The 22,944-nt window shown below is 65.1% G+C and carries 23 protein-coding genes; 8 read left to right on the top strand and 15 right to left on the bottom strand.

Translation table 11 applies throughout. The features are described 5' to 3' along the window. Nucleotides 1-77: 77 nt before the first annotated feature. From XH90_RS27075 to XH90_RS27055, 5 genes are read right to left on the bottom strand one after another with little or no spacing between them, the layout of a single operon-like run. On the bottom strand, nucleotides 78-818 hold the full coding sequence (locus XH90_RS27075) for an HAD family hydrolase (protein ID WP_194477348.1): 741 nt from the start codon (nucleotides 816-818) through the stop codon (nucleotides 78-80). Continuing rightward, nucleotides 809-1,708, bottom strand: a complete 900-nt coding sequence (gene hemF / locus XH90_RS27070) for an oxygen-dependent coproporphyrinogen oxidase (RefSeq protein ID WP_194477347.1) — start codon at nucleotides 1,706-1,708, stop codon at nucleotides 809-811. The genes XH90_RS27075 and hemF overlap by 10 nt, the downstream gene beginning before the upstream one ends. 4 nt (nucleotides 1,709-1,712) lie before the next feature. Beyond that, nucleotides 1,713-2,078: a 6-carboxytetrahydropterin synthase gene (locus tag XH90_RS27065; protein ID WP_194477346.1), complete on the bottom strand. Its 366-nt coding sequence runs from the start codon at nucleotides 2,076-2,078 to the stop codon at nucleotides 1,713-1,715. Nucleotides 2,079-2,092: 14 nt separating this feature from the next. Continuing rightward, entirely contained in the window at nucleotides 2,093-2,725 is a 633-nt protein-coding gene (queE, locus tag XH90_RS27060) for a 7-carboxy-7-deazaguanine synthase (RefSeq protein ID WP_194477345.1), read from the bottom strand. An 18-nt stretch (nucleotides 2,726-2,743) separates the two neighbouring features. After that, nucleotides 2,744-3,202: a tRNA (cytidine(34)-2'-O)-methyltransferase gene (locus tag XH90_RS27055; protein ID WP_194477344.1), complete on the bottom strand. Its 459-nt coding sequence runs from the start codon at nucleotides 3,200-3,202 to the stop codon at nucleotides 2,744-2,746. A gap of 279 nt (nucleotides 3,203-3,481) precedes the next feature. On the opposite strand from XH90_RS27055, the gene petA reads away from it, so the two are divergent. From petA to XH90_RS27025, 6 genes are all read left to right on the top strand, one after another. Further along, entirely contained in the window at nucleotides 3,482-4,012 is a 531-nt protein-coding gene (gene petA, locus XH90_RS27050) for a ubiquinol-cytochrome c reductase iron-sulfur subunit (protein WP_194477343.1), read from the top strand. 62 nt (nucleotides 4,013-4,074) lie between these two features. Further along, nucleotides 4,075-6,135 (top strand): cytochrome b/c1, encoded by a 2,061-nt coding sequence (gene fbcH, locus XH90_RS27045; RefSeq protein WP_194477342.1) that lies wholly within the window; start codon nucleotides 4,075-4,077, stop codon nucleotides 6,133-6,135. Between the two features lie 180 nt (nucleotides 6,136-6,315). Further along, nucleotides 6,316-6,990 carry a dienelactone hydrolase family protein gene (locus XH90_RS27040; RefSeq protein WP_194477341.1) on the top strand — a complete coding sequence of 225 codons (675 nt, stop codon included), beginning with the start codon at nucleotides 6,316-6,318 and terminating at the stop codon, nucleotides 6,988-6,990. Nucleotides 6,991-7,039: 49 nt separating this feature from the next. Beyond that, nucleotides 7,040-7,639 (top strand): hypothetical protein, encoded by a 600-nt coding sequence (locus tag XH90_RS27035; RefSeq protein ID WP_246755597.1) that lies wholly within the window; start codon nucleotides 7,040-7,042, stop codon nucleotides 7,637-7,639. 262 nt (nucleotides 7,640-7,901) lie between these two features. After that, nucleotides 7,902-10,067 (top strand): anthranilate synthase component I, encoded by a 2,166-nt coding sequence (locus tag XH90_RS27030; protein WP_194477340.1) that lies wholly within the window; start codon nucleotides 7,902-7,904, stop codon nucleotides 10,065-10,067. Nucleotides 10,068-10,076: 9 nt separating this feature from the next. Next, complete coding sequence (locus XH90_RS27025) at nucleotides 10,077-10,616, top strand: adenine phosphoribosyltransferase (protein WP_194477339.1); 540 nt, start codon at nucleotides 10,077-10,079, stop codon at nucleotides 10,614-10,616. A 16-nt stretch (nucleotides 10,617-10,632) separates the two neighbouring features. Here XH90_RS27025 and XH90_RS27020 read toward each other — a convergent pair whose 3' ends face one another. The 10 genes from XH90_RS27020 to XH90_RS26975 form a co-directional block, all read right to left on the bottom strand. Beyond that, nucleotides 10,633-10,965, bottom strand: coding sequence for a GIY-YIG nuclease family protein (locus XH90_RS27020; RefSeq protein WP_194477338.1), 333 nt, complete (start codon nucleotides 10,963-10,965; stop codon nucleotides 10,633-10,635). 83 nt (nucleotides 10,966-11,048) lie between these two features. Further along, nucleotides 11,049-11,717 (bottom strand): hypothetical protein, encoded by a 669-nt coding sequence (locus tag XH90_RS27015; protein WP_194477337.1) that lies wholly within the window; start codon nucleotides 11,715-11,717, stop codon nucleotides 11,049-11,051. Between the two features lie 60 nt (nucleotides 11,718-11,777). After that, nucleotides 11,778-12,530, bottom strand: coding sequence for a hypothetical protein (locus XH90_RS27010; RefSeq protein WP_194477336.1), 753 nt, complete (start codon nucleotides 12,528-12,530; stop codon nucleotides 11,778-11,780). Nucleotides 12,531-12,741: 211 nt separating this feature from the next. Next, nucleotides 12,742-13,989 (bottom strand): M48 family metallopeptidase, encoded by a 1,248-nt coding sequence (locus XH90_RS27005; protein ID WP_194477335.1) that lies wholly within the window; start codon nucleotides 13,987-13,989, stop codon nucleotides 12,742-12,744. Nucleotides 13,990-14,021: 32 nt separating this feature from the next. Beyond that, nucleotides 14,022-14,582, bottom strand: a complete 561-nt coding sequence (locus XH90_RS27000) for a LemA family protein (RefSeq protein ID WP_194477334.1) — start codon at nucleotides 14,580-14,582, stop codon at nucleotides 14,022-14,024. Nucleotides 14,583-14,779: 197 nt separating this feature from the next. After that, on the bottom strand, nucleotides 14,780-15,157 hold the full coding sequence (locus XH90_RS26995; protein ID WP_194477333.1) for a hypothetical protein: 378 nt from the start codon (nucleotides 15,155-15,157) through the stop codon (nucleotides 14,780-14,782). 60 nt (nucleotides 15,158-15,217) lie between these two features. Beyond that, complete coding sequence (locus tag XH90_RS26990) at nucleotides 15,218-16,207, bottom strand: small ribosomal subunit Rsm22 family protein (RefSeq protein ID WP_194477332.1); 990 nt, start codon at nucleotides 16,205-16,207, stop codon at nucleotides 15,218-15,220. Between the two features lie 32 nt (nucleotides 16,208-16,239). Further along, complete coding sequence (smc, locus tag XH90_RS26985) at nucleotides 16,240-19,704, bottom strand: chromosome segregation protein SMC (RefSeq protein ID WP_194477331.1); 3,465 nt, start codon at nucleotides 19,702-19,704, stop codon at nucleotides 16,240-16,242. Nucleotides 19,705-19,920: 216 nt separating this feature from the next. Continuing rightward, nucleotides 19,921-20,577, bottom strand: a complete 657-nt coding sequence (locus XH90_RS26980) for a DsbA family protein (RefSeq protein WP_194477330.1) — start codon at nucleotides 20,575-20,577, stop codon at nucleotides 19,921-19,923. Nucleotides 20,578-20,719: 142 nt separating this feature from the next. Further along, entirely contained in the window at nucleotides 20,720-21,211 is a 492-nt protein-coding gene (locus XH90_RS26975) for a DUF721 domain-containing protein (protein ID WP_194477329.1), read from the bottom strand. A gap of 122 nt (nucleotides 21,212-21,333) precedes the next feature. Here XH90_RS26975 and mutY point away from each other — a divergent pair, with 122 nt between their 5' ends. Together mutY and XH90_RS26965 are read left to right on the top strand one after the other, a co-directional pair. Continuing rightward, nucleotides 21,334-22,452, top strand: coding sequence for an A/G-specific adenine glycosylase (gene mutY / locus XH90_RS26970; RefSeq protein WP_194477328.1), 1,119 nt, complete (start codon nucleotides 21,334-21,336; stop codon nucleotides 22,450-22,452). A 51-nt stretch (nucleotides 22,453-22,503) separates the two neighbouring features. Further along, the gene (locus XH90_RS26965) at nucleotides 22,504-22,926 is read left to right on the top strand and encodes a PaaI family thioesterase (RefSeq protein ID WP_194477327.1); all 423 of its coding nucleotides are present in this window, start codon (nucleotides 22,504-22,506) and stop codon (nucleotides 22,924-22,926) included. Nucleotides 22,927-22,944 lie beyond the last annotated feature (18 nt).

Raw genomic sequence — 22,944 nt, 5'->3', positions numbered from 1 at the left:
TCAACGCTTCTTCGTAAAATCCGCAAACCCTTGATTTTGCAGCGACGCCTACTGTGCATGGGGTTGTTTTCGAGAATTCAGCCCGGCACGAGCTCGGTCAGCGAGCGGATGATGCGGTCCGGCTTGACGGTCGAGCCTTCGGGCAGGCCCTCGCCATGCGCGTCGAGCCAGATCGCATAGATGCCAAGGCGCTGCGGCGTCACGACTTCCCATTCCAGATTGTCGCCGATCATCCAGGTATCTTCCGCGGTGACGCCGAGCGCCTCCATCGCGTGCAGGTAGGCGCGCTCCTCCGGCTTGCCGAAACCATGCTCGCCCTCGATCTGGATGTGGTCGAAGCGATGGGTCAGCTCGAAGCGCTCGACCTTGGCGCGCTGCATGTCGGCGGCGCCGTTGGTGACCAGCGCGAGCTTGACGCCGTGCGCCTTGAATGCGTCGATCGCGTCATGCGCTCCCGGAAAGACGAAGATCGCTTCTTCGCGATAGGTGGTGAAGCGGTCGGCGAGGCGCGCGGCGAGATCATCAGAGAGGGGGCGGTGGCCGGCTGCCGCGAGCGCAGCAAAACCGCCGCGCACCGTGAGCCGCCGTGCTTCGCCGAGCTTCATCCGCCACGCAGCTTCCGCATTCGACCAGAAGTTTCGCGCATAGGCGAGCACGGCCGTTGCGACCTGTGCCGGCGGCAGCGGGGAGAGCTCCTCGGCGAATTCCTCCGCGATCGTGTTCCAGGCGATCTCCGGCCGGCCATAGGCCGACAGGATGGTGTCGTCCATGTCGATCAGCATGGCGCGGGGAAGGGGCTTGATCACGCTCATGGCCATTTCACCTCCGGCGGCAGCGACGACAGGATCGAGTCCACATTGCCGCCGGTCTTGAGCCCGAAGATGGTGCCGCGGTCGTAGAGCAGGTTGAACTCGACATAGCGGCCGCGGCGGATCAACTGCTCCTCGCGATCCCTGGCGGTCCAGGCGCTCGCAAAATTGCGCCTGACAATGTCGGGGTAGATCTTGAGGAAGGCGCGGCCGACGTCCTGGGTGAAGGCGAGGTCGGCGTCCCAGTCGCCGCTGTCGTGCCAGTCGTAGAAGATGCCGCCGATGCCGCGCGCCTCTTTCCGGTGCGGCAGGTAGAAATACTCGTCGCACCACTTCCTGTACTTGTCGTAGTCGGCGACGCCGTTGGGCTGGTCGCAGGCCTCCTTCATTGCGGCGTGGAAGGCGAGGGTGTCGGCATCCTCCTGCGTGCGCCGGCGGTCGAGCACCGGCGTCAGGTCCGCGCCGCCGCCGAACCAGGCCTTGGTGGTGACGACGAAGCGCGTGTTCATGTGCACGGCCGGCACGTGCGGATTGCGCATGTGCGCGATCAGCGAGATGCCGGAGGCCCAGAAGCGCGGATCTTCTGCCGCGCCCGGAATCTGCGCCCGAAACTCCGGCGCGAATTCGCCATGCACGGTCGAGCAGTGCACGCCGACCTTCTCGAACAGCCGGCCCGACATCATCGACATCACGCCGCCGCCACCCTTGGCCCCGCCGTGATCGGTGCGCTGCCACGGCGTGCGCGCGAAGCGGCCCGCCTCGCCCGGATAGAGGCTTTGCGGCGCGTCGTCTTCCAGCCGCTCGAAGCTCGCGCAGATGTCGTCGCGCAAGCGCTCGAACCAGCTGCGCGCGCGGGCCTTGCGGTCTTCGATCAGTGTCGGGTCCAACGGGGATGTCATGTCGTCACCCTTGCGGACCGTAATAGGTGCAGCTCTCGTTGCAACTGTCGCGGTGGATGCTGACGCGGGTCAGCTTGCCGATATGCGCGAGCCGCTCCCAGACGAAGCGCGACAGGTTCTCCAGCGTCGGTGTGCCGAGCGCCTCGATCTTGTTGAGGAACTTGTGGTCGAGCATCAAGCGCACATCCTCGATCGCGCGCTGGAGCAGGCCGAGATCGACCACCATGCCGGTCGCAGGGTCCGGCGTGCCGCGCACCGTCACCTCGGCGCGGAAGGAGTGGCCGTGGATTTCTTCGCTCGCCGCACCAAAGGTCGTCCCCTTCAGCGTATGCGCCGCCTCGAAGCGGAACTGTTTCGTCAATTCCCACATCTGTCCGTTCAGTCCTATCTGATGCCGAGCGATTTATGCGTCTGCACGCTCAGCCGCCATTGCGGGTGGCGCAGGCAATAGTCGATCGCGCGCGCGGTATTCTCGATCACTTCGGGCCCGTCCATCGGCTGCAGCGAGAAGCGCTCGAAGGCGAGGCCTTCGAACGCTTCGGGTGCGGCGAGGGCTTGCGGATAGACCAGCTTCAGTTCGTGGCCGGCGCGCAGCACCAACTCGCTGCCGCCCTTGGGGCTGACGCAGATCCAGTCGAGTCCATCTGGTGGAGCAACCGTGCCGTTGGTCTCGACGCCGATCTCGAAGCCGCGTGCGTGGAGCGCATCGACCAGGGCGTCATCGACCTGGAGCAGCGGCTCGCCGCCGGTCAGCACCACATAGCGGTTCTCGGTGGCTCCAGTCCATTGTCCGGCGATGGTGTCGGCGAGTTCCACGGCCGTGGCGTAGCGGCCGCCGAGCGTGCCGTCGGTGCCGACGAAATCGGTGTCGCAGAACTGGCATGTCGCAGTGGCGCGATCGGCCTCGCGGCCGCTCCAGAGGTTGCAGCCGGCAAAACGGCAGAACACCGACGCGCGCCCGGCATGGGCGCCTTCGCCTTGCAGGGTCAGGAAGATTTCCTTGACCGCGTAACTCACTTCTCTCTCCTCGTCATGTCAGTCGTGCGGGTTCCGGACCTGCCGGAGCGCTTCGCCTGCGGCCATCGCCGCGGTCATGGCGACATTGAGCGACCGCAGCCCCTCGGTGATCGGGATCACCAGCCGCGCATCCGCGGCCTCGACCACCGCGTCGGTGACGCCGGCGCTCTCGCGCCCGAATAGCAGGATGTCGGACGTCTGGTAACGGAAATCGCGGTAGTCGGTAGCGCCTTTGGTGGTGAACAGCAGCAGGCGGTAGCCGTGTGCCGCCCGCCATTCTCCGAATTTCGACCAGGAATCGTGCCTGAGGATGCTGACGTGGTCGAGGTAATCCATTCCCGCGCGGCGGAAATGCCGGTCGGAGACCGGGAAACCGGCCGGTTCGATGATGTGGGCGTCCAGCCCCAAGCAGGCGCAGAGGCGGAGAATCGTGCCGGTGTTCTGGGGGATGTCGGGTTGGAAAAGTGCGATCTGCATGAGCGTTACAGGGCTGGTTGTGGGCCGGAAATGTCTCAATAAAACATCGCCGGCCGCGGAATTCGTGCATTGCACGCTCCCGCGCCGTTAGCGGGCTTGCGCTCGCCCTGCAAGGGTGCCAATAGAACGATTCTGGACTGCTGTTTTCGCCTTGTTTTGGCGCCGACAAGTGAAGTTCTGCCGCCGCGGGGGGCCGCGGGCGCCGGCAGCGCTGTTCCGGGGACCTTGGGGGCTCCTGGAGCGGTTCCACCGGCAGCATAAGAAGAAAGGGTTGGAATCGTGACGACAGCGTCTTCGGCGGACCATCCGACACGCCGTGATTTCTTATTCGTTGCAACGGGGGCAGCTGCAGCAGTAGGGGGCGCAGCCGCGCTCTGGCCCTTTATCTCCCAAATGAATCCGGACGCCTCGACCATCGCCGCCGGCGCGCCGATCGAGGTCGATCTGAGCCCGGTTGCCGAGGGGCAGGACATCAAGGTGTTCTGGCGCGGCAAGCCGATCTACATCAGCCACCGCACCAAGAAGCAGATCGACGAGGCGCGCGCCGTTCCCGTGGCGAGCCTGCCCGATCCGCAGTCCGACGAGGCCCGGGTCAAGGCCGGCCATGATCAGTGGCTGGTCGTGATCGGCATCTGCACCCATCTCGGCTGCATCCCGATCGCCCATGAAGGCAATTACGACGGGTTCTTCTGCCCCTGCCATGGTTCGCAGTACGATTCGTCCGGCCGCATCCGCCAGGGGCCCGCGCCCGCGAACCTGGCCGTGCCGCCGTACACTTTCGTTTCCGATACCAAAATCCAGATCGGCTGAGCTTCGGACCCGCGTCCGAAGCTTCGCGCCGTCTCGTCGTTTTATTTCCTCAGGATCGCATCATGAGCGGACCATCCGACTACCAGCCGAGCAATCCGGCCCTGCAATGGATCGAGCGGCGCCTGCCGATCCTCGGCCTCGTGCATTCTTCCTTCGTCGTCTATCCCACCCCGCGCAACCTGAACTACTGGTGGACCTTCGGCGCCATTCTGTCGTTCATGCTGGGGATGCAGATTCTGACCGGCGTGATCCTGGCGATGCACTACACGCCGCATGCCGATCTCGCCTTCAAGTCGGTCGAGCTGCTGGTCCGTGACGTGAACTACGGCTGGCTGCTGCGCAACATGCACGCCTGCGGCGCGTCGATGTTCTTCTTTGCGGTCTACGTCCACATGCTGCGCGGCCTCTATTACGGTTCCTACAAGGAGCCGCGCGAGGTGCTCTGGATCCTCGGCGTCATCATCTACCTCTTGATGATGGCGACGGGCTTCATGGGCTACGTGCTGCCGTGGGGCCAGATGAGCTTCTGGGGCGCCACCGTCATCACCAACCTGTTCTCGGCAATTCCGTACGTCGGCGAGAGCATCGTGACGCTGCTGTGGGGCGGCTATTCGGTCGGCAACCCGACGCTGAACCGCTTCTTCTCGCTGCACTACCTGCTGCCGTTCCTGATCGCGGGCGTCGTCGTGCTCCACGTCTGGGCGCTGCATGTCGCCGGCCAGAACAATCCCGACGGCGTCGAGCCGAAGACGGAAAAGGACACGGTGCCGTTCACGCCGCATGCGACCATCAAGGACGGCTTCGGCGTCGCCTGCTTCCTGCTGCTCTACGCCTGGTTCATCTTCTACATGCCGAACTATCTCGGCGACGCCGACAACTACATTCCGGCGAACCCTGGCGTGACCCCGCCGCACATCGTGCCGGAATGGTATTACCTGCCGTTCTACGCGATCCTGCGCTCGATCCCGAACAAGCTCGCGGGCGTGATCGGCATGTTCTCGGCGATCATCATCCTGTGCTTCCTGCCCTGGCTGGATGCCGCCCGGACCAAATCGTCGAAGTACCGCCCGCTGGCCAAGCAGTTCTTCTGGATCTTCGTCGCGGTCTGCATCCTGCTCGGCTATCTCGGCGCGCAGCCGCCGGAAGGCATCTACGTGATCGCCGGCCGGGTTCTGACGGTCTGCTACTTCGCCTACTTCCTGATCGTGCTGCCGCTGCTCTCGCGCATCGAGAAGCCGCGGCCGGTGCCGAACTCGATCTCGGAGGCGATCCTCGTCAAGAGCGGCAAGGCCGCGGCTTCGGTCATGGTCGCGCTTGTCGCTGCCGGAGCGCTGCTCGTCGGCACCTTGCAGGATGCCCGCGCCGAAGGGGACCAGCAGCCTCCGTCGAACAAGTGGTCGTTCGCCGGCCCATTCGGCAAGTTTGACCGTGGCTCGCTCCAGCGTGGCCTCAAGGTTTACAAGGAAGTCTGCTCGAACTGCCACAGCCTGAACTACATCGCGTTCCGCAACCTCGCCGATCCCGGCGGGCCGGGCTATTCGGTGGCACAGGCGGCTGCCTTCGCGGCCGACTACAAGATCAAGGACGGCCCGAACGATGCGGGCGACATGTTCGAGCGTCCGGGCCGCACGGCGGATTACTTCCCGTCGCCGTTCCCCAACGAGCAGGCGGCGGCTGCGGCGAACGGTGGCAAAGCGCCACCGGACCTCTCGCTGATCACCAAGGCGCGGTCCTATGAGCGCGGGTTTCCGCAGTTCATCTTCGACTTCTTCACCCAGTTCCAGGAGCAGGGCCCGAACTACGTCGACGCGATCCTCCAGGGCTTTGAAGATAAGCCGCCAGAGGGAGTCACGGTGCCGGAGGGGACGTACTACAACAAGTACTTCCCGGGCCATGCCATCAAGATGCCGAAGCCGCTCAGCGATGGCCAGGTGACTTATGACGACGGCTCGCCGGCCACCGTCGCGCAGTACGCTCACGACGTCACCACGTTCTTGATGTGGACCGCCGAACCGCACATGGAAGCGCGTAAGCGCCTCGGCCTCCAGGTGTTCGTGTTCCTGATCCTGTTCGCGTTCCTGATGTACTTCACCAAGAAGAAGGTCTGGGCCGACTCGCACTGAGCGGGCCTGACGCGAAACGAGACCGAAGAAGCCCCCGCATGGGGGCTTTTTTGTCGGTGTCGTCATTCCGGGTCTGGTCCTTCGGACCATCCCGGAATGACGAACGTTTGGATTGCGCCGGGTCGGCGCACCCGCCAAAATGTTGCTCATTGCCCCCAACAGAACCCATCGGAGGACACCATGGGAACCAGCATCACTTTCAAGCGTCCGGACGGCAAGGACGCCTCGGGCTATCTGGCCAATGCCGCACGCGGCAACGCGCCGGGCGTGGTCGTGATCCAGGAATGGTGGGGCCTGTCGGACCAGATCAAGGGCCTGTGCGACCGCTTCGCGCTCGCCGGCTTCGATGCGCTGGCGCCGGATCTCTACAAGGGAAAGGTGGTGCCGTATCACGATACGGACGCGGCCGGCAAAGAGATGAACTCGCTCGACTTCATGGACGCCACCACACAGACCGTGCGTGGCGCCACGCAATATCTGTCGCGCAACGGCGCCAAGGTCGGGCTGACGGGCTTCTGCCTCGGCGGCGCCGTGACCATCATCGGCGCGGTGCACGTGCCGGAGCTCGCCGCCGGTGTGGTGTTCTACGGCATCCCGCCGGAGCAGGCGGCCAAACCCGCCGACGTAAAGATCCCGCTGCAGGCTCATTTCGCCAACAAGGACGATTGGTGCACGCCAGAGCTGGTCGGTGGCTTCGAAAAGGCCATGAAGGCCGCCGGTAAATCGCTCGAACTGTTCCGCTATGACGCCGAGCACGCCTTCGTCAACGAGCAGCGCCAGGCCGTGCACGACCGCGAAGCCGCCGAGCTTGCCTGGGGCCGGGCGACGGAGTTCTTCAAAAAGCATCTCGGATGATACCGGGGCGATCGGGCGGGGGCAGCGGAGCATGTCGACGACGTCTCTCATGCGCCGCGTCCTTGGCGCGATCGTCCGTTCGACCATCGGCATTGGCGTCCTCGTTGCGGTGACGACGGCTCAGGCCGCGGCACAGCAGGCATTTGTGACCCTGAACGGCGATCCGAAGAAGGAGGCCTGGTGGGTCATCGCGGAATTCCATCCGTTCACGACCGAGGTTCGCGGCATACCTGCGAACCAGATCCGCAAGAGCTGGTGCAAGGCGACTGAATTCCGCAAGGATCTCATTCCAAGGGAACTGCTCTTCGATGGCAACACCGATGCCATGGCCGCGGTCAACATGTCCTTCGCGATCGAGGGGCATTTCGATGGCACGACGACGAAGCAGGTGGCGCTGGTCGGCGTCTTTCAGGAGTGCGCCGGCGCGAAGGGAAGGTTCGTCCTGATCATCGATCAACCCGCTGGCGGAAAGCCCAAGATCCGGTTTGTCAGCGCCGTGCGCACGGACCGTCAATTCGGTGCTCTTCAAAAGGGGAAGGATGGCGCGCTGGTCACCTCGGCATGCATGGAGTGCGACGAAGGCTCTGTCCTGAAATGGGATCGGAAGAAACGCCAGTTCGACTGGGTACCTCAGGGCGACGAGCTTTAGTTAGGCGCAGGCAATCGCCGGCTGACGGCCGTTTCAGCCCGAACTGGCGTAGGTTCCGGCCCTTGACGCCGCCCCCGCGTCATGGTGATTATCCCGCCCATGAGCACAGCAGCCCGCCCATCCCGTCGTTGGTGGCGCACCTCCTAAGAGGTGGCCGGTGCGATTTGCTTTCCCAAAATCGTGTGAGGTCGCCAGCACAGCGCGGCGGCCTGATCGTTTGTCCTGTGTGGCGTTCCCTCGGCAAGTTTCGTAAGAGGACCCCATGAACAGGACAGTCTTTGCTCTTCCACCCAGAAGCGATTACGTCACCCGTGGCGGTCTCGCGATCACGCGCGTAGCCGAACAGTTCACCGGCGGCGCCAACCGGCTCGACGATCTCGTCAGCCTGCTCGACCGCCGCCGCGGCGTGGTACTGTCCTCGGGCACGACCGTGCCGGGCCGTTACGAGAGCTTCGATCTCGGCTTCTCCGATCCGCCGCTCAAGCTCGAAACCGTTGGCGTCAATTTCAAGCTCGAAGCGCTGAACGAGCGCGGTCAGGTGCTGATCGCCTTCCTCGCCGAGGTCCTCCACGAGCCCTGTGTGGTGATCTCGGAGAAGACCGCGACGCGTCTTGCCGGACATATCATCCGCGGCGAAGCGCCCGTCGAGGAAGACCAGCGCACGCGTCGCGCCAGCGTGATGTCGCTGGTGCGCGATCTCGTCGCCGCCTTCTCCGCCAATGACGACGGGCTGCTCGGCCTGTTCGGCGCTTTTGCCTACGACCTGGTCTTCCAGATCGAGGACCTCGTGCAGAAGCGCACGCGCGAAAATGACCAGCGCGACATCGTGCTCTACGTCCCCGATCGCCTGCTCGCCTACGACCGCGCCACCGGGCGCGGCGTGGTGCTCAGCTACGATTTCGCCTGGAAGGGCCAATCGACCGAAGGCCTGCCGCGCGAGACCGTCGAGAGCCCCTACGTGAAAACCGGGCGCCAGGGTTTTGCCGACCACGCGCCCGGCGAATATCAGGCCACCGTCGAGACCGCGCGCGCAGCCTTTGCCCGCGGTGATCTGTTCGAAGCGGTGCCGGGGCAGCTTTTCGCCGAGCCCTGCGAGCGCTCGCCGGCCGAAGTGTTCCAGCGTCTCTGCGTCATCAACCCGTCGCCCTATGGTGCCCTGATGAATCTCGGCGAGGGCGAATTCCTCGTCTCGGCGTCACCGGAAATGTTCGTGCGCTCCGATGGACGCCGCGTCGAGACCTGTCCCATCTCTGGCACGATCGCGCGCGGCACCGATGCCATCGGCGATGCAGAGCAGATCCGCCAGCTCCTGAACTCGGAGAAGGACGAGTTCGAGCTCAACATGTGCACCGACGTCGATCGCAATGACAAGGCGCGCGTCTGCGTGCCCGGCACGATCAAGGTACTCGCGCGCCGGCAAATCGAGACCTACTCGAAGCTGTTCCACACGGTAGACCATGTCGAGGGCATGCTGCGCCCCGGCTTCGACGCGCTCGACGCCTTCCTCACCCACGCCTGGGCCGTCACCGTGACAGGCGCGCCGAAGCTGTGGGCGATGCAGTTCGTCGAGGATCACGAGCGTTCGCCGCGGCGCTGGTATGCCGGCGCGATCGGCGCGGTGAACTTTGACGGCAGCATCAATACCGGCCTCACCATCCGCACCATCCGCATGAAGGACGGTCTCGCCGAGGTCCGCGTCGGCGCGACCTGCCTGTTTGACTCCGATCCCGCCGCGGAAGACCGCGAATGCCAGGTCAAGGCCGCGGCGCTGTTCCAGGCGCTGCGTGGCGATCCGCCCAAGCCGCTGTCGGCCTTTGCCCCCGACGCCACAGGTTCAGGCAAGCGCGTGCTGCTGATCGACCACGATGACAGCTTCGTCCATATGCTGGCTGACTATTTCCGGCAAGTCGGCGCCAGCGTCACCGTGGTCCGCTATGTGCATGCGCTCGACATGCTCGAGCAGAAGAGGTGGGACTTGCTGGTGCTGTCGCCCGGCCCGGGCCGCCCGGAGGACTTCGGGATCAAGAAGACGATCGATGCGGCGCTGGCGAACAAGCTGCCGGTGTTCGGCGTCTGTCTCGGCGTGCAGGCGATCGGCGAATATTTCGGCGGCGAGCTCGGCCAGCTCACGCATCCCGCCCACGGCCGGCCCTCGCGGGTGCAGGTGCGCGGCGGGCGCTTGATGCGCAATCTGCCGAACGAGATCGTCATCGGCCGCTATCATTCGCTCTTCGTCGAGGGCGACAGCATGCCGGACGTTCTCGATGTCACCGCCAGCACCGAGGACGGCGTCGCCATGGCGCTCGAGCACAAGACCCTGCCGGTCGCCGGCGTGCAATTCCATCCGGAGTCGCTGATGTCGCTCGGCAACGAGGTCGGATTGAAGATTGTCGAGAATGCGTTCCGGCTGGATGCGCCGGTCAATTGAGAGGCACCAATGACTTTTGACCACGATTTGAAGGCGAGCGTCCGCACCATCCCCGACTATCCCAAGCCGGGGATCATGTTTCGCGACATCACGACCTTGCTCGCGGATGCGCGCGCCTTCCGCCGCGCGGTCGACGAGCTGGTCAATCCCTGGGCCGGCAACAAGATCGACAAGGTTGCCGGCATGGAAGCGCGCGGTTTCATCATCGGCGGCGCGGTCGCCCATCAGCTCTCGGCCGGATTCGTGCCGATCCGCAAGAAGGGCAAGCTGCCGCATACCACCGTGCGCATCGCTTATTCGCTCGAATACGGCATCGACGAGATGGAGATGCATGTCGACGCGATCCAGCCCGGCGAGCGCGTCATCCTGGTCGACGACCTCATCGCCACCGGCGGCACCGCGGAAGGTGCGGGGAAGCTGCTGCGCCAGATCGGCGCCAATGTCGTCGCCGCCTGTTTCATCATCGATCTGCCCGAGCTCGGCGGTGCCGCCAAGCTGCGCGCCATGGACGTGCCGGTGCGCACGCTGATGACGTTCGAGGGGCATTGAGCCGCCGGGGCTTTCTTTAAATCACCTCGGCCTTCAGCTCGTCCCGCCAATGCAGCACGCGCTCCTTCAGCAGCGCGTTCCTGACATAGGCACTCTCCTCATCCTCCAGTCGCTCGCATTCGCCGAACGTCAGGCCAGCCTCGCCATGTGCGTTCCAAGCGGCCTGGAGGCTGCGGCAGGGGTGGCCGCCCTGGCGCAGGGTGAACCAGATGCGGTTCTGGATGGTCTCGAGATTCGGGGCCTGGCCGACCCAGACCATGCTGGAGGCGCCGCAGCGGATCACGTAGATGCCCGCAATGGTCTTCCGCTCCTTGTAGGCGGCGATGGCTGCTTTCCGGTCGATGCTCACGGGAAGATCTCGCTGAGAAATGCTGTTGTGCAGCCTCAGTAACGGTTGGGCCACGTTGTGTAAATACTACCCGGATAAAATACTCACGACCGTTGCAGGATCAGGCTGAGCTCGAGCTCGCGGAAGGCGAGGTAATTGCGCCGGACCCACTGGTGCAGCTCCGTCGATGAATCCTTCTCATGGCGCAGATAGCCGGTGAAGGAGAAGTTCAGCCGGTCGATATAGGTCTTGAGGAAGCCGGGCAGCGCGGGCAGGCGGAACAGCCGGCCGCCGGCCATCGCGGGCGGCAGTTCGCCGCGGACGACGAACTCGTTGTCGACGGTGATCAGGTTCATCCGCGGGATCTGCTGGCGAAGCGTCTCGTGGGCGCGGGCCGAGACGCGGTCGGTGTCGGCGACAAAGAGAATCATTGGCGCGACATGCCGGCGCGCCGCTTCCTTGAGCAGGCCGATCTCGTCGGTCATCTTGAAGAACTCGTCGAAGGCGTGGAAGCCGAGGTCGATGACCTTGGCGAGCCCGTCATCGACGATGACGCGGTCCATCAGCTGCATCTTGCCGTAGGTGTCGATGACGTCAGCCGTCTCGGTCACCTTCGGCAGGTAATCGAGCAGCGACGGCTCCTTCAGATTGACGTCGAAAGCCGCGACATTACCGTTCTTGAGCAGGAGGAATTCGCTCAATAGCCGCGCCAGCAGCGTCTTGCCGACCTGCGGGCGGGGCGAGCAGATGATGTAGAGGGGCGTCGCGGACATCGACAGCTATATCAGGCCAACTCACCGCCCAATCCAGCCGTATCAGCCCGGCCTTCGCAACTATTTTTCGCTGTTGCGGGTCACGGGTTTCGAACCGACGATGTCGGTCAGGCGGATGCGGTCGAATTCGCTCCAGACGTTGGCCAGCCAGTGCCGGACATAGCCGCGCAGCACGAAGGAGTAGTTCGCGGCCTCGTCGTGGATGCCCTTGTTGGCGACGAATTTCAGGAACGGGACGGACGACACCTCGACCTGCTCATAGGCCATTTCGTTGAGCTTCGGGATGGTCAGTTCGGTCGCATCCTTGATGCGGTGGAAGTAGGAATTGTAGGTCGCCTGGTCCCACTGGAAGAATTGGGTGTCGTTGATGAAGTTTTTCACCAGGAAATATTTCGCGCCGGTCATGAAGCCGGCGGTCTCGGCGATCTCCTCCAGCGAGGCGATCGAGGGTCCGAGGATGTGGAATACCGCGAAGGTGATCTGGCCTGCCTTGGCGGCGTCGAGGAAGCCGATGTCGCGCAGCGAGGCCAACGCGGGCGAGAGCAGGCCGGCGCGAACGTCGATGACGGTCACCGACGGGCTGACTGCGTTGAGCGTGTCGAAAATCTTCATCTGGTCGGCCGTCGTCGTCATGTCGACGATCTCGGTGATCTCGGGGTGGAAGCGCTTCAGGGTTCCCCGCGGCGACTCCGTGTCGAACGCGCGCGTCGGCACGTTGTTGGCGGAAAAATAATCGAGCAGGGTGCGCGATACCGTGGTCTTGCCGACCCCGCCCTTGTCCGCGCCCACCACAACCACTGCCGGCTTTGCCATTGCTGTCCCCTAACGCGCGCCCCCGATCGCGAGGTCGCAATCGGCCGGGCCCCAAATCGATGTCCCAAGGATAGTCCCGAGTCTGCTGTTGGGCGCGAACATGGCAGAAACAAGGGAGAATTCAAATCTCCGGTATCCCGTTGAAGCAATTCCCGGAGTTTTTCCCAAAGGTCGTGAAACCGGCCCAGGAAACGACAGAAGACGCGGCAGCTCAGTGGCGGCCCCACGGACCCATGGGATTGCCGATTGGATTGGGTAACGGATTGCCGGCTGCGGTTCCGGAAGCGCCTGGGGTAGGGACGGGCGGTGGCGTCGACCGACCGCCCGCATCGTTCCACGGCCCCTGCGGTACTGGCGGCGGGGTGTCCTGCTGACCGGCCTGCGCTTCGGGTACGTCCGTGGCAGGCTGTTCCGCCTCATCGGATGGCGGTGGCAGCGGACCGGGATCGTGGCCGCCAGCGAATTTGACCAGCGCGTCGACGCGGGACTGCACCGAGGGGTGGGTGGCGAACAGATCGGAAAAGCCTTCGCGCGGATTGTCCAGGCACAGCTCCATCACCGCGGAGGTTGCGCCGGGCAATTCGCCGCGGCCCTCGATCTTGCGCAGCGCCGAGATCATGGCGTCGGGATTCTTGGTCAGCTCGACCGAGCCGGCATCGGCGAGATATTCGCGCGAGCGCGACAGGGCGAGCTTCACCACCTGCGACACCAACCAGGCCACGACGATCAGCACGACCGCGATGATGATCACGATCACCGCGCCGCCGCCGGAGTTCTTGTTGTCGTTGCTCGACGACGACGACCGCGACGACGAGGAGGAGCCCGATGACCACGACCCGCCACCGGAGCTCCAGCTCAAATTGGTGAACAGGCGGAAGAACAATTCGCCGAAGAATCCGACCACGCCGGCGATGATCACGGCAACCACCATCAGCTGCACGTCGCCGTTCTTGATGTGAGTGAGCTCGTGGCCCAGCACCGCCTCGATCTCCTGGTCGTTCAGCGCCTGCAGCAGACCCGTGGTGACGGTGACGGCATATTGCCGCGGGTTGAGGCCGGTCGCGAACGCGTTCAGCGCTGGCGATTCCATGATCTTCAGCTTCGGCATGGTGATGCCGCGCGAGATGCAGAGATTTTCGAGCAGATTGTAGAGGCGCGGCTCCTCCTGCCTGCTAACACCGTGGCCGCCGGTCACGGCGTCGATCATCGACTGGTGGAAGAAATAGGCGATGACGATCCAGGCGATCGCGCCGGCTGTCGCAAAGGGAAAGGCGACGATCAGGTCGTGGAGGGCGCGGTTCAGATAATAGGCGACGGTCTGATTGCCGTTGAGGACGACCTCGGCGACCAGCGCGCCGGCATAGACCAGCACATAGACCAGCGCGAACAGGCCGGCGAGCAGCAGCATCGAACGAAACTTGTTCGAGGCGATGTGCGTGTAGAGACCATACGCGGCCATGACGCGTTGCCCTGCCGGCCTATAGGCTCAGATCAGAATTTCACCTGAGGCGCAGCCTCGACCTCGGCGCGGCTGGCGCCGAGATCGAAGAAGTCCTTCTTGGTGAAGCCGAACATGCCGGCGAACAGCGCCGCAGGCATCTGCTGGATGCCGGTGTTGTATTCCTGGACCGCGTTGTTGAAGAAGCGGCGGCTCGCGGCGATCTTGTTCTCGAGGTCGGACAGCTCGGATGCGAGCTGCTGGAAATTGGCGTTGGCCTTGAGGTCGGGATAGGCCTCCGACAGCGCGATCAGCCGTCCGAGTGCGCCGGAGAGCTGGGTCTCGGCGGCGGACACCTGGGCCGGCCCCTGCGCCGACATCGCCGAATTCCGCGCCTTGATGACGTCGTCGAGCGTGCCGCGCTCGTGCGAGGCATAGCCCTTCACGGTCTCGACCAGGTTCGGGATCAAATCGTGACGCTGCTTGAGCTGCACGTCGACATCGGCAAAGGCCTGCCCGACGCGCTGGCCCAGCGCCACCAGCCGGTTGTAGGCACTGAAGGCCAGGAAGACGAGAACGACGATGACGCCGAGAACGATCCAGCCGGTCGACATGGAGAACTCCTGAAGGGGGAAGAAGGCGGCCGTAGCCTAGACCAAATTGGCGCAGGGCGAGAGCCCCGGCACAGAAGGGAGGTAAGACTTGGTCGAGTGGGACGCCATCCAAGTTCAAGGCGAAAGTGGTGAACGGTGGTTAACTTTCGGCCATATTTGTGGTCGGCGTTACCCGATCATACCGTCCACATCCGCCGTCAGTCGTCATCAGAGCCCCACAGCGAGCGGTGCCAGCTTTTTGCGTCGCGCCGTGGTATCCCCGTCGTTGCGGACAATTCCGAAGCAAGTCTTGAAGCCTCACTCTTGGGGCCTGCCGGAATGACCTCTCTTCCGCCTCTGAAGTCCAAATATACGCCAAACGGATTTGGCCCTTCGTCCTCGTACTTGACCGTACCCACTGCACTGCATTCGTCGAAGGTGCAGTAGTTCACGACCGTTTTCCGCCAGACCTTCCTCAGTATCGTCAGCCGTCGTGCCGCCAGGTCGATCTCAACGGTCCATCCTGAAATGAATATCAGTGTTTGTTTGGGAGGAGGGTGCTGTGGGACTGATGTGTTCATCGTGCCGATGGTCAAACCATATGCGCGGTAGCAACCTATAATAGCATGATCCAACAAGGTATCATAGGCATAAGCTCAGTCGTCGAAGTGGTCGCGTCCTGTGACAGCTTCACCCCAGCGCCAGCGCCGCGCGTCTGCATAAGCAGCCTTGTGGCGCCGCGGGATTTTGGTGGTGGCGACGCCATCCTCCGTGCAAAGCTTGGCCGTGATCTCAGCCTTGCCGACATCAGGCGGTGCCAGAACGCGCAGCGCGCGGGTTGCCGGCGGCGTGCGGGTGAGGGCGACGTAGATGAAGCGTTCGTCCTCGAATGGCACCTCGGCGCCCTTGATCTGGCGGTGCGCCTGCGAGCGCGGCAAGCGCTGGGAGAAGTGGCACCAGTCGGGTGCGGCAAGCGGGCAGGGCTTCTCGTGTGGGCAGGGCGCGGCGACGTAGGCACCTTGCTCAATGAGCTGGTGACGCAGCGCGAGGATGCGGGCATAGCCGGCGGGCGTGCCGGGCTCGATCACGACCAGTGCATGGCGCGCTTTCGTCCACATGGCTTCCGCGAGCTTGCGCTGATCAGCCTCGCCGAGCTCGCCGATGATGTAGCTGGCAACGACGAGGTCGGCCTGCGAGAGCTCGGCGAGGTTGCCGCCGGCGTCGCCAGGCAGATAGCGGCACTCCGACAGCCGCGTGCTGTCACGGGTGAGCTCGAGCGCTAGCCGGCTCAGCGTGGCATTGGCGTCGAGTAGCGTGAAATCCTGCAGTGACGGAAATGCTTCGGCGGCGGCCCAGCTTGCGGTGCCGGGGCCGGCACCGACGTCGAGCAGTGTTTCCGGGGTGAGATCCGGCGCGATCTCGGTTAGCGCATTCAGGCTGGCGGCGACGGCCGCGTAGGTCGCGGGCATGCGCGCCAGCGCATAGGCGAGCGCGTCGGCGTCCGACTTGATCGTGCCGGAGCCGCCGCCTGCGCGATAGGTGGTCGAGATTTTCTGTGAGCGTTGCGCGGCGTCGGTGCGCGAAAAGCCCTGCAGCTTGCCGTCTAGGGCCGCTTTCAGTTCAGGCGGGAGGGTAGGCGAGATCATGTTCGCCCACCGTCATTTCTGGGCCAGCGGCCTCACGCCACGTTCTGGTCGAGAATGTCCACGGCCTCGGCCAGGCTCACCGAGACGAGCTGGGAGACGCCGCGCTCGGCCATGGTGACGCCGAACAGCCGGTTCATCCGCGCCATCGTGATCGGATTGTGCGTGATGATGATGAAGCGCGTGTCGGTCGAGCCGGTCATCTCGTGCAGGAGGTTGCAGTACCGTTCGACGTTGTGGTCGTCGAGCGGTGCGTCGACTTCGTCCAGCACGCAGATCGGCGAGGGGTTGGTCAGGAACACCGCGAAGATCAGCGCCATCGCGGTCAGCGCCTGCTCGCCGCCCGAGAGCAGCGACAGCGTCTGCGGCTTCTTGCCTGGCGGCTTGGCAATGATTTCGAGGCCGGCTTCCAGCGGATCATCGCTCTCGATCAGGTGCAGCGCCGCCTCGCCGCCGCCGAACAGCTCGACGAACAGGCGCTTGAAGTGGTTGTTGACGACCTCGAACGAGGTCAGCAGGCGCTCGCGCGCTTCCTTGTTGAGGCTCTGGATGCCCTGGCGCAGCCGCTTGATGGCCTCGACCAGGTCGTCGCGTTCGGTGACGAGACCGGTGTGCTGGGTCTCGACCTCGCGCAGCTCTTCCTCGGCGCGCAAATTGACGGCGCCGAGGCGCTCGCGGTCGCGGCGCATCTTTTCGAGGTCTTCCTCGATGTCGTGCAGCGGCGGCAGCTCTGCGCCGGGCTCGATCTCGGCAAGGCCGGCCACGGCCTGCGGCTCGACTTCGAGCATGTCGCGGATCTCGCGCTCGATGTCCTCGAGCCGGCGCCGGGAGCCTTCCATGCGCTCCTCCGCGCGCGCCGTGGCCTCGCGCGCGCTGGAGAGCGCTTCGAGAGTCAGCTTGGCGACGCGGTCGGTCTCGGCCATCGCGGTCTCCGCGGTGGCGAGCGCATCGGCGGCCATGCGGCGGTCGTTCTCGGCGTATTCGATCTCGGTGATCAGCGCGCTGCGCTTCTCGGCGAACACGGCGGGCGCGTTCTCGAGCTCGCTGCGCTCGATCGTGAGTTCGGCGATACGGGCCTGGATGGTGTCGATATGGGAGGCCGCGCTCTCCTTGCGGTTCGCCCACTCGGTGCGCTCGGCAAGGATCGCCTGGACGCGGCGGTCGGCCAACTCAGCCTCGCGCGCCAGCGCCTGCGCCTCGGCGCGGACCTGGGCGGCGATGCGGCGCTGGCCTTCGATGTCGCTGCGGACGGCGGCAAGACGCGTCTCGGTGTCCTCGCTCGAGGGCAGCTCGCTGATGCCGGCCTCGGCATATTCGTAGGCGGCCTCGGCCTCGGCGCGGTCGGCGGCAAGGCGGCTGTGCGCCTCCGACAGCGTCGCCTTGCGGGCGGCGTGGCGGCTGATCTCGCGCTCGGCGGCGGCGTGGCGCTCGCGCGCGACGTTCAGCTCGCGCTGCGCGGCACGCATGGCTTCGCGGCTGGCGCCTTCGGTGCTGGCCGCCATCTGCAATTCGGACTCGGCATTTTCAAGCGCCTGACGCTTGATCTGCGCGTCGATGCGGGCCTGCTCCAGCTCGTTCTCGATGTCGACGAGACGGGCGCGCTCGGCGAGACGCCGTGCGGCACCGGTCGGGGCGTGCGCGGCGGCGACGAAACCGTCCCAGCGCCAGACGTCGCCCTCGGGCGAGACCAGCCGCTGGCCGGTCTTGAGCTGCGAGACCAGCTCGGCCCCGCGCTCGCGCGGCACCACGCCGATCTGCGCCAGGCGGCGCGTCAGCTCGGCCGGCGCCTGAACATGGTTGGCGAGCGGGGTGACGCCTTCGGGGAGCTCCGGATCGCCTTCGGTGTGTCCGACATTGGTCCAGCGCATCGGTGCCGAAGGATCGATCGGCGCGTCGAGATCGTCGCCGAGCGCAGCGCCAATGGCCTTTTCAAAGCCCTTGTCGACGGTGATGCCGTCGATGATCGGCGGCCACAAATTCTTGGTCTCGCCGTTGACGATCTTGGAGATCGTGCGCGCCTCGGTGTCGAGCCGCTGCACGCGCTTGTCGGCTTCGACCAGCGGCGAGCGCGAGGATTCCAGCGTCTGACGGGCGGCAACATGCGCGGCTTCGCTCGCCTGGGCTGCGGCTTCGGAGGCCGCCAGCGTTTGCTCGGCGGTCTCGACCGCGGCGGTCAGCTCGTCGAGATCGCCGAAGCCGCCGGTGTCGGCGGCCAGCTTCTGCTCTTCCGCCGTGACATTCGCGATCTCCTGGTCGAGACGGGCGAGCTTGTCGCGGTGAGTGCGGACGTTGGCTTCGAGCTGGTTGCGCTTGGCGGTGAGGTCGGCGAGCGCGGTGGTGAGCTCGGCGAACTGCTGCTCGGTTTCGGTCAGCACCGCCTCGGCCTCGCCGACGCGCTCGTCGACGCCGGAGCGCTTCTCGACGCGCGACTTGATCTCTTCCTTCAGCTCGGAATCTTCGGTGTCGAGCCGCTGCAGCGCGACGTCGGCGTCCATGGTCTGCTGCTGGGCGCGCGAGATATCGCCTTCGAACTGGGCGAGACGGCGCTCGAGCTCGGCGACGCGCTCCTTGGCGCGCTCTTCCTCGCGGTCGAGCAGCTCGCGGGCGTTGGTCAGGCGCTGGAGGCCGGCGGCGGCGCGCGCTTCGGCATCGCGCAGCGCCGGCATTTCGGCGGCGCGGATCGCCTGGATACGTGCGGCTTCGGCCTGGTGCTGGGTACGCTCGGCCATCTCGCGCACCGCGAGATCGTGGGTCTGGCCGGATTCATTGACGTCGGCATGGGCGCCGATCCAGCGCAGATGAAACAGCGTAGCCTCGGCCTTGCGGACCTTGGCCGCGACCTCGCGATAGCGCACGGCCTGGCGGGCCTGCTTCTTCAGGCCTTCCATCTGGCCGGAGAGCTGGCCGATCACGTCCTCGACGCGCGTGAGGTTGGTTTCGGCCGCCTTCAGCCGCAGCTCGGCCTCGTGGCGGCGGGCGTGCAGACCGGCGACACCGGCGGCATCTTCCAGCACGCGGCGGCGCTGCTCGGGCTTGGCCTGGATGATTTCGCCGATCTTGCCCTGGTGGACGAGCGCGGGCGAACGGGCGCCGGTTGCGGCGTCCGCGAACAGGATCTGCACGTCGCGGGCGCGCACGTCGCGGCCGTTGATGCGATAGACGGAGCCTGCCTCACGCTCGATGCGGCGGGAGATTTCCAGAAGCTGGCTGTCGTTCATCGCCGCAGGCGCAGTGCGATCGGCATTGTCGATCGTCATCGTCACTTCGGCGTGGTTGCGCGCCGGACGGTTGCCGGAGCCGGCGAAGATCACCGCGTCCATGTCGGCCGCGCGCAAGCTCTTGTAGGACGTCTCGCCCATCGCCCAGCGCAGCGCCTCGACGAGATTCGACTTGCCGCAACCGTTGGGTCCGACCACGCCGGTCAAGCCGGGCTCGATGACGAAGTCCGTAGGCTCAACGAAGGACTTGAAGCCGTGAAGGCGCAGGCGGGTGATTTTCATAAGCACGCATCTCTGTTGGCAGGCGCGAATCCCCCTGCCGGGACAATACCATGGAAGGCAATGTCGCTGTCTGGGCGAGTCGCGCGGGGCGCCTCATGCGGCGGACAATGGCCGCGGTGCGCCGCGAGGGCAACCTGCGAAAGCCGCTTTTCCCAAGGGATTTATGCCGGGAAAGATACGGCTTTTGAGATGCGAATCAGGATCTTGACGAGCGAATCAGCTCTTCAGCAGCGGATTGATCTTCTTGGCGAACTCCTCGAACGAAGTCTCGCCCTTGATCTTCTCGCCGTTGATGAAGAAGGTCGGCGTGGAATCCACCTTCAGCACCTCGCTGGCGTATTTCTGGTCGGCGGCGATCTTGTCGAGCAGCGCCTGGTCCTTCAGGCAGGTTTCGACCTGCTGCTGGGTGAGGCCGGCCTGCTTGCCGATCCGCGTCAGGGTCTCCGTGGTGTTCTTCACCACCCAATCGCTCTGCTGGCGGAACAGCATGTCGGTGACAGCGAAATATTTCGGCGCGTCGCCATTGGCGATGCAGCGCGACAGCATCGAGCCGGCGGCGGCTTTGATGTCGAGCGGGAACTCGCGGAAGATGTAGCGGATCTTGCCGGTGTCGATGTATTCCGACTTGATCTTGGGAAACACCTGCTCGTTGAAGGCCGCGCAGTGCGGGCAGGTCATCGAGGCGTATTCGGTGATGGTGACGGCAGCGTCCTTTGGACCCAGCGCCATGTCGGGCAGCGACACCGGCTTGGCGACGTCGGCCGCGGACTGTGCCATGGCCTCGGAAATGAACCGCAGCGGCGACAGCACGGCGAGCGCGGCAAGGCCGGTCAGCGAGAGCATCGTGGTGAAGGCGCGGCGGGTAATGATCAAGGTCGGCTCCCGAATTGATGTGGTCTCGCCAGGATTCTCGTCAAGGCTCAAAGGTTCCCAGGCGGCCTGTCGCTAGCTTGAAACGTGGTTTGAGGCAATGGTGAGCGGCAAGGAGGGGTCCAGATTGGCTCCGGAATGAGGCTCAATTTCGCTTGATGGCGGCCCCAAGCCGCGCCAGCGCCGACTTCAGTTCTTCGTCTGCGATGTCGCCGAGGCCCTCCGCCACCTTGGCGACGACCTTGGGGTCAGGCGGGCCGGGACGCACCGGGCGCCGGGCGCGCGACAGGGGAGCCTGGCGGAAGGCGAGCTTGCCGACCGCGCTCCAGCCGAAGAAGCGGTTGACCCGTTCCAGGATGACGTCGGCGGAATGCTGGATCTCCAGTGCCATCGGACCTTCGACCCGCAACACAAGCGTCGCCGGCTCCTGCGGCTGGCCCTCCACGGGGCGCGGCCATTGCATCTTCAGCGGCTCGGCATGGGCGGCGATCTCGGGCCCGGCGATCTCCGCCCACCGCGTCACCAACTCGCGGGCCGCAAATCCCTGCTTGGCATAGGCTTCGGCAAAGACGTCGTCGAGCAGGATCCCGAGCGGCTTGGCGCTGATGGGGCCGGGTTTGGGTGGGAATTTGGCCATGGGGCCTTATAGCACCCCGACGTGCGGCCGGCAGACTCCCTGCAGCGAAGAAAGACGTGGATGCCCACGACGAGCGCGGGCATGGCGTGGAGAGGCCGGTGGGTTGTCGCTACAGTCAGAGCATGAGCCCCAAATCCGCCCCTAAGGCGAAATCGGAACCCAGTCAGCCCGAGACCGCGTCGCGTCCGATTGCGCTCCTCCAATGGTACGACCGCCACCGTCGCCGGCTGCCCTGGCGCGCCGCGCCAGGGGAGGCGTCGGATCCCTATTGCGTCTGGCTGTCGGAGATCATGCTGCAGCAGACCACGGTAAAGGCGGTCGGGCCCTACTTCGAAAAATTCGTCGCGCGCTGGCCTGACGTTACGGCGCTCGGGAGCGCTTCGCTTGATGACGTGCTGCGGATGTGGGCCGGGCTCGGCTACTATTCGCGCGCGCGCAATCTCTACGCCTGCGCCGTCGCGGTGACGCGCGAGCATGGCGGCACCTTCCCCGATACCGAGGAGGGCCTGCGCGCGCTGCCGGGAATCGGCCCATACACCGCGGCAGCGATTGCGGCGATCGCCTTCGATCGCCACACCATGCCTGTCGACGGCAATATCGAGCGCGTGGTGTCGCGCCTGTTCGCGGTCGAGGAAGAGCTGCCGCAGGCAAAGTCCCTGATCCAGCAACTGGCAGCGACGCTGCTGGCGAATTCTCGCGCCGGCGATAGCGCGCAGGCCCTGATGGATCTCGGCGCCTCGATCTGCACGCCGAAGAAGCCGGCCTGCTCGCTATGCCCGTTCTCTGCGGATTGTACGGCGCGTGCACTGGGTACGCAGGAGACGTTTCCGCGCAAGGCACCGAAGAAGAGCGGAACGCTGCGGCGCGGCGCCGCCTTCGTCGTCACCCGCGGCGGCGAGTTGCTGGTCCGCTCGAGGCCCGAGAAGGGCCTGCTCGGCGGCATGACCGAAGTGCCGGGTTCTGACTGGCTCGCCGGCCAGGAGGACGCGACGGCGAAAGGGCAGGCGCCTGACATGAAGGGGCTGTCGCGCTGGCAACGCAAGGTCGGCGTCGTCACCCACGTCTTCACGCATTTTCCGCTGGAGCTCGTGGTCTACACGGCGAAGGCCGAGGCCCGCACGCGCGCGCCCGAAGGCATGCGCTGGGTGCCGATCGCGACGCTGTCCGGCGAGGCGCTGCCCAATGTCATGCGCAAGGTGATTGCGCACGCGTTGGCCCCAGCATCGGGCCGATCCTCCTGACAGCATGCTGGCAGCAGCGTTGCGCTATCAGCGCGCGATATGGAGGCTGCCATGGTCAAGACCGCACTCGACAACTTCAAGAGGCCGCCCTGCGCCGAACTGCTCGGGTGGCGCCTGCTCGAGGCCCGTCCCGAGGACGGCTGGATCAAGCTCGGCTTCGAGGGCAGACCCGAGTTCTGCAACCCTGCGGGATTCATCCAGGGCGGCATGCTCTCCGCCATGCTCGACGACACGATGGGTCCGGCGGTGCTGGTGATGAGCGAGGGCCGGCTCTACACCACGACCATCAGCATGACCGTGAACTTTTTGGCGCCGGCGAAGCCTGGCCCGATCGTTGGTGAGGCCAAGGTGACGCAGCTCGGCAAGACCATTGCGTTCGTCGAGGCCAAGCTGATGGCTGAGGACGGCACGGTGCTGGCAACGGCGAGCGCGAGCGAGCGGCTGCTGGAGGCGGCGAGGGTGGTAGGGAAATAGTGCGGCGACGCGCGTTCC

It is taken from the genome of Bradyrhizobium sp. CCBAU 53338, assembly GCF_015291665.1.
In the GTDB taxonomy this organism is placed as follows: domain Bacteria; phylum Pseudomonadota; class Alphaproteobacteria; order Rhizobiales; family Xanthobacteraceae; genus Bradyrhizobium.
This window is presented reverse-complemented; position numbering and strand designations above follow the sequence as displayed.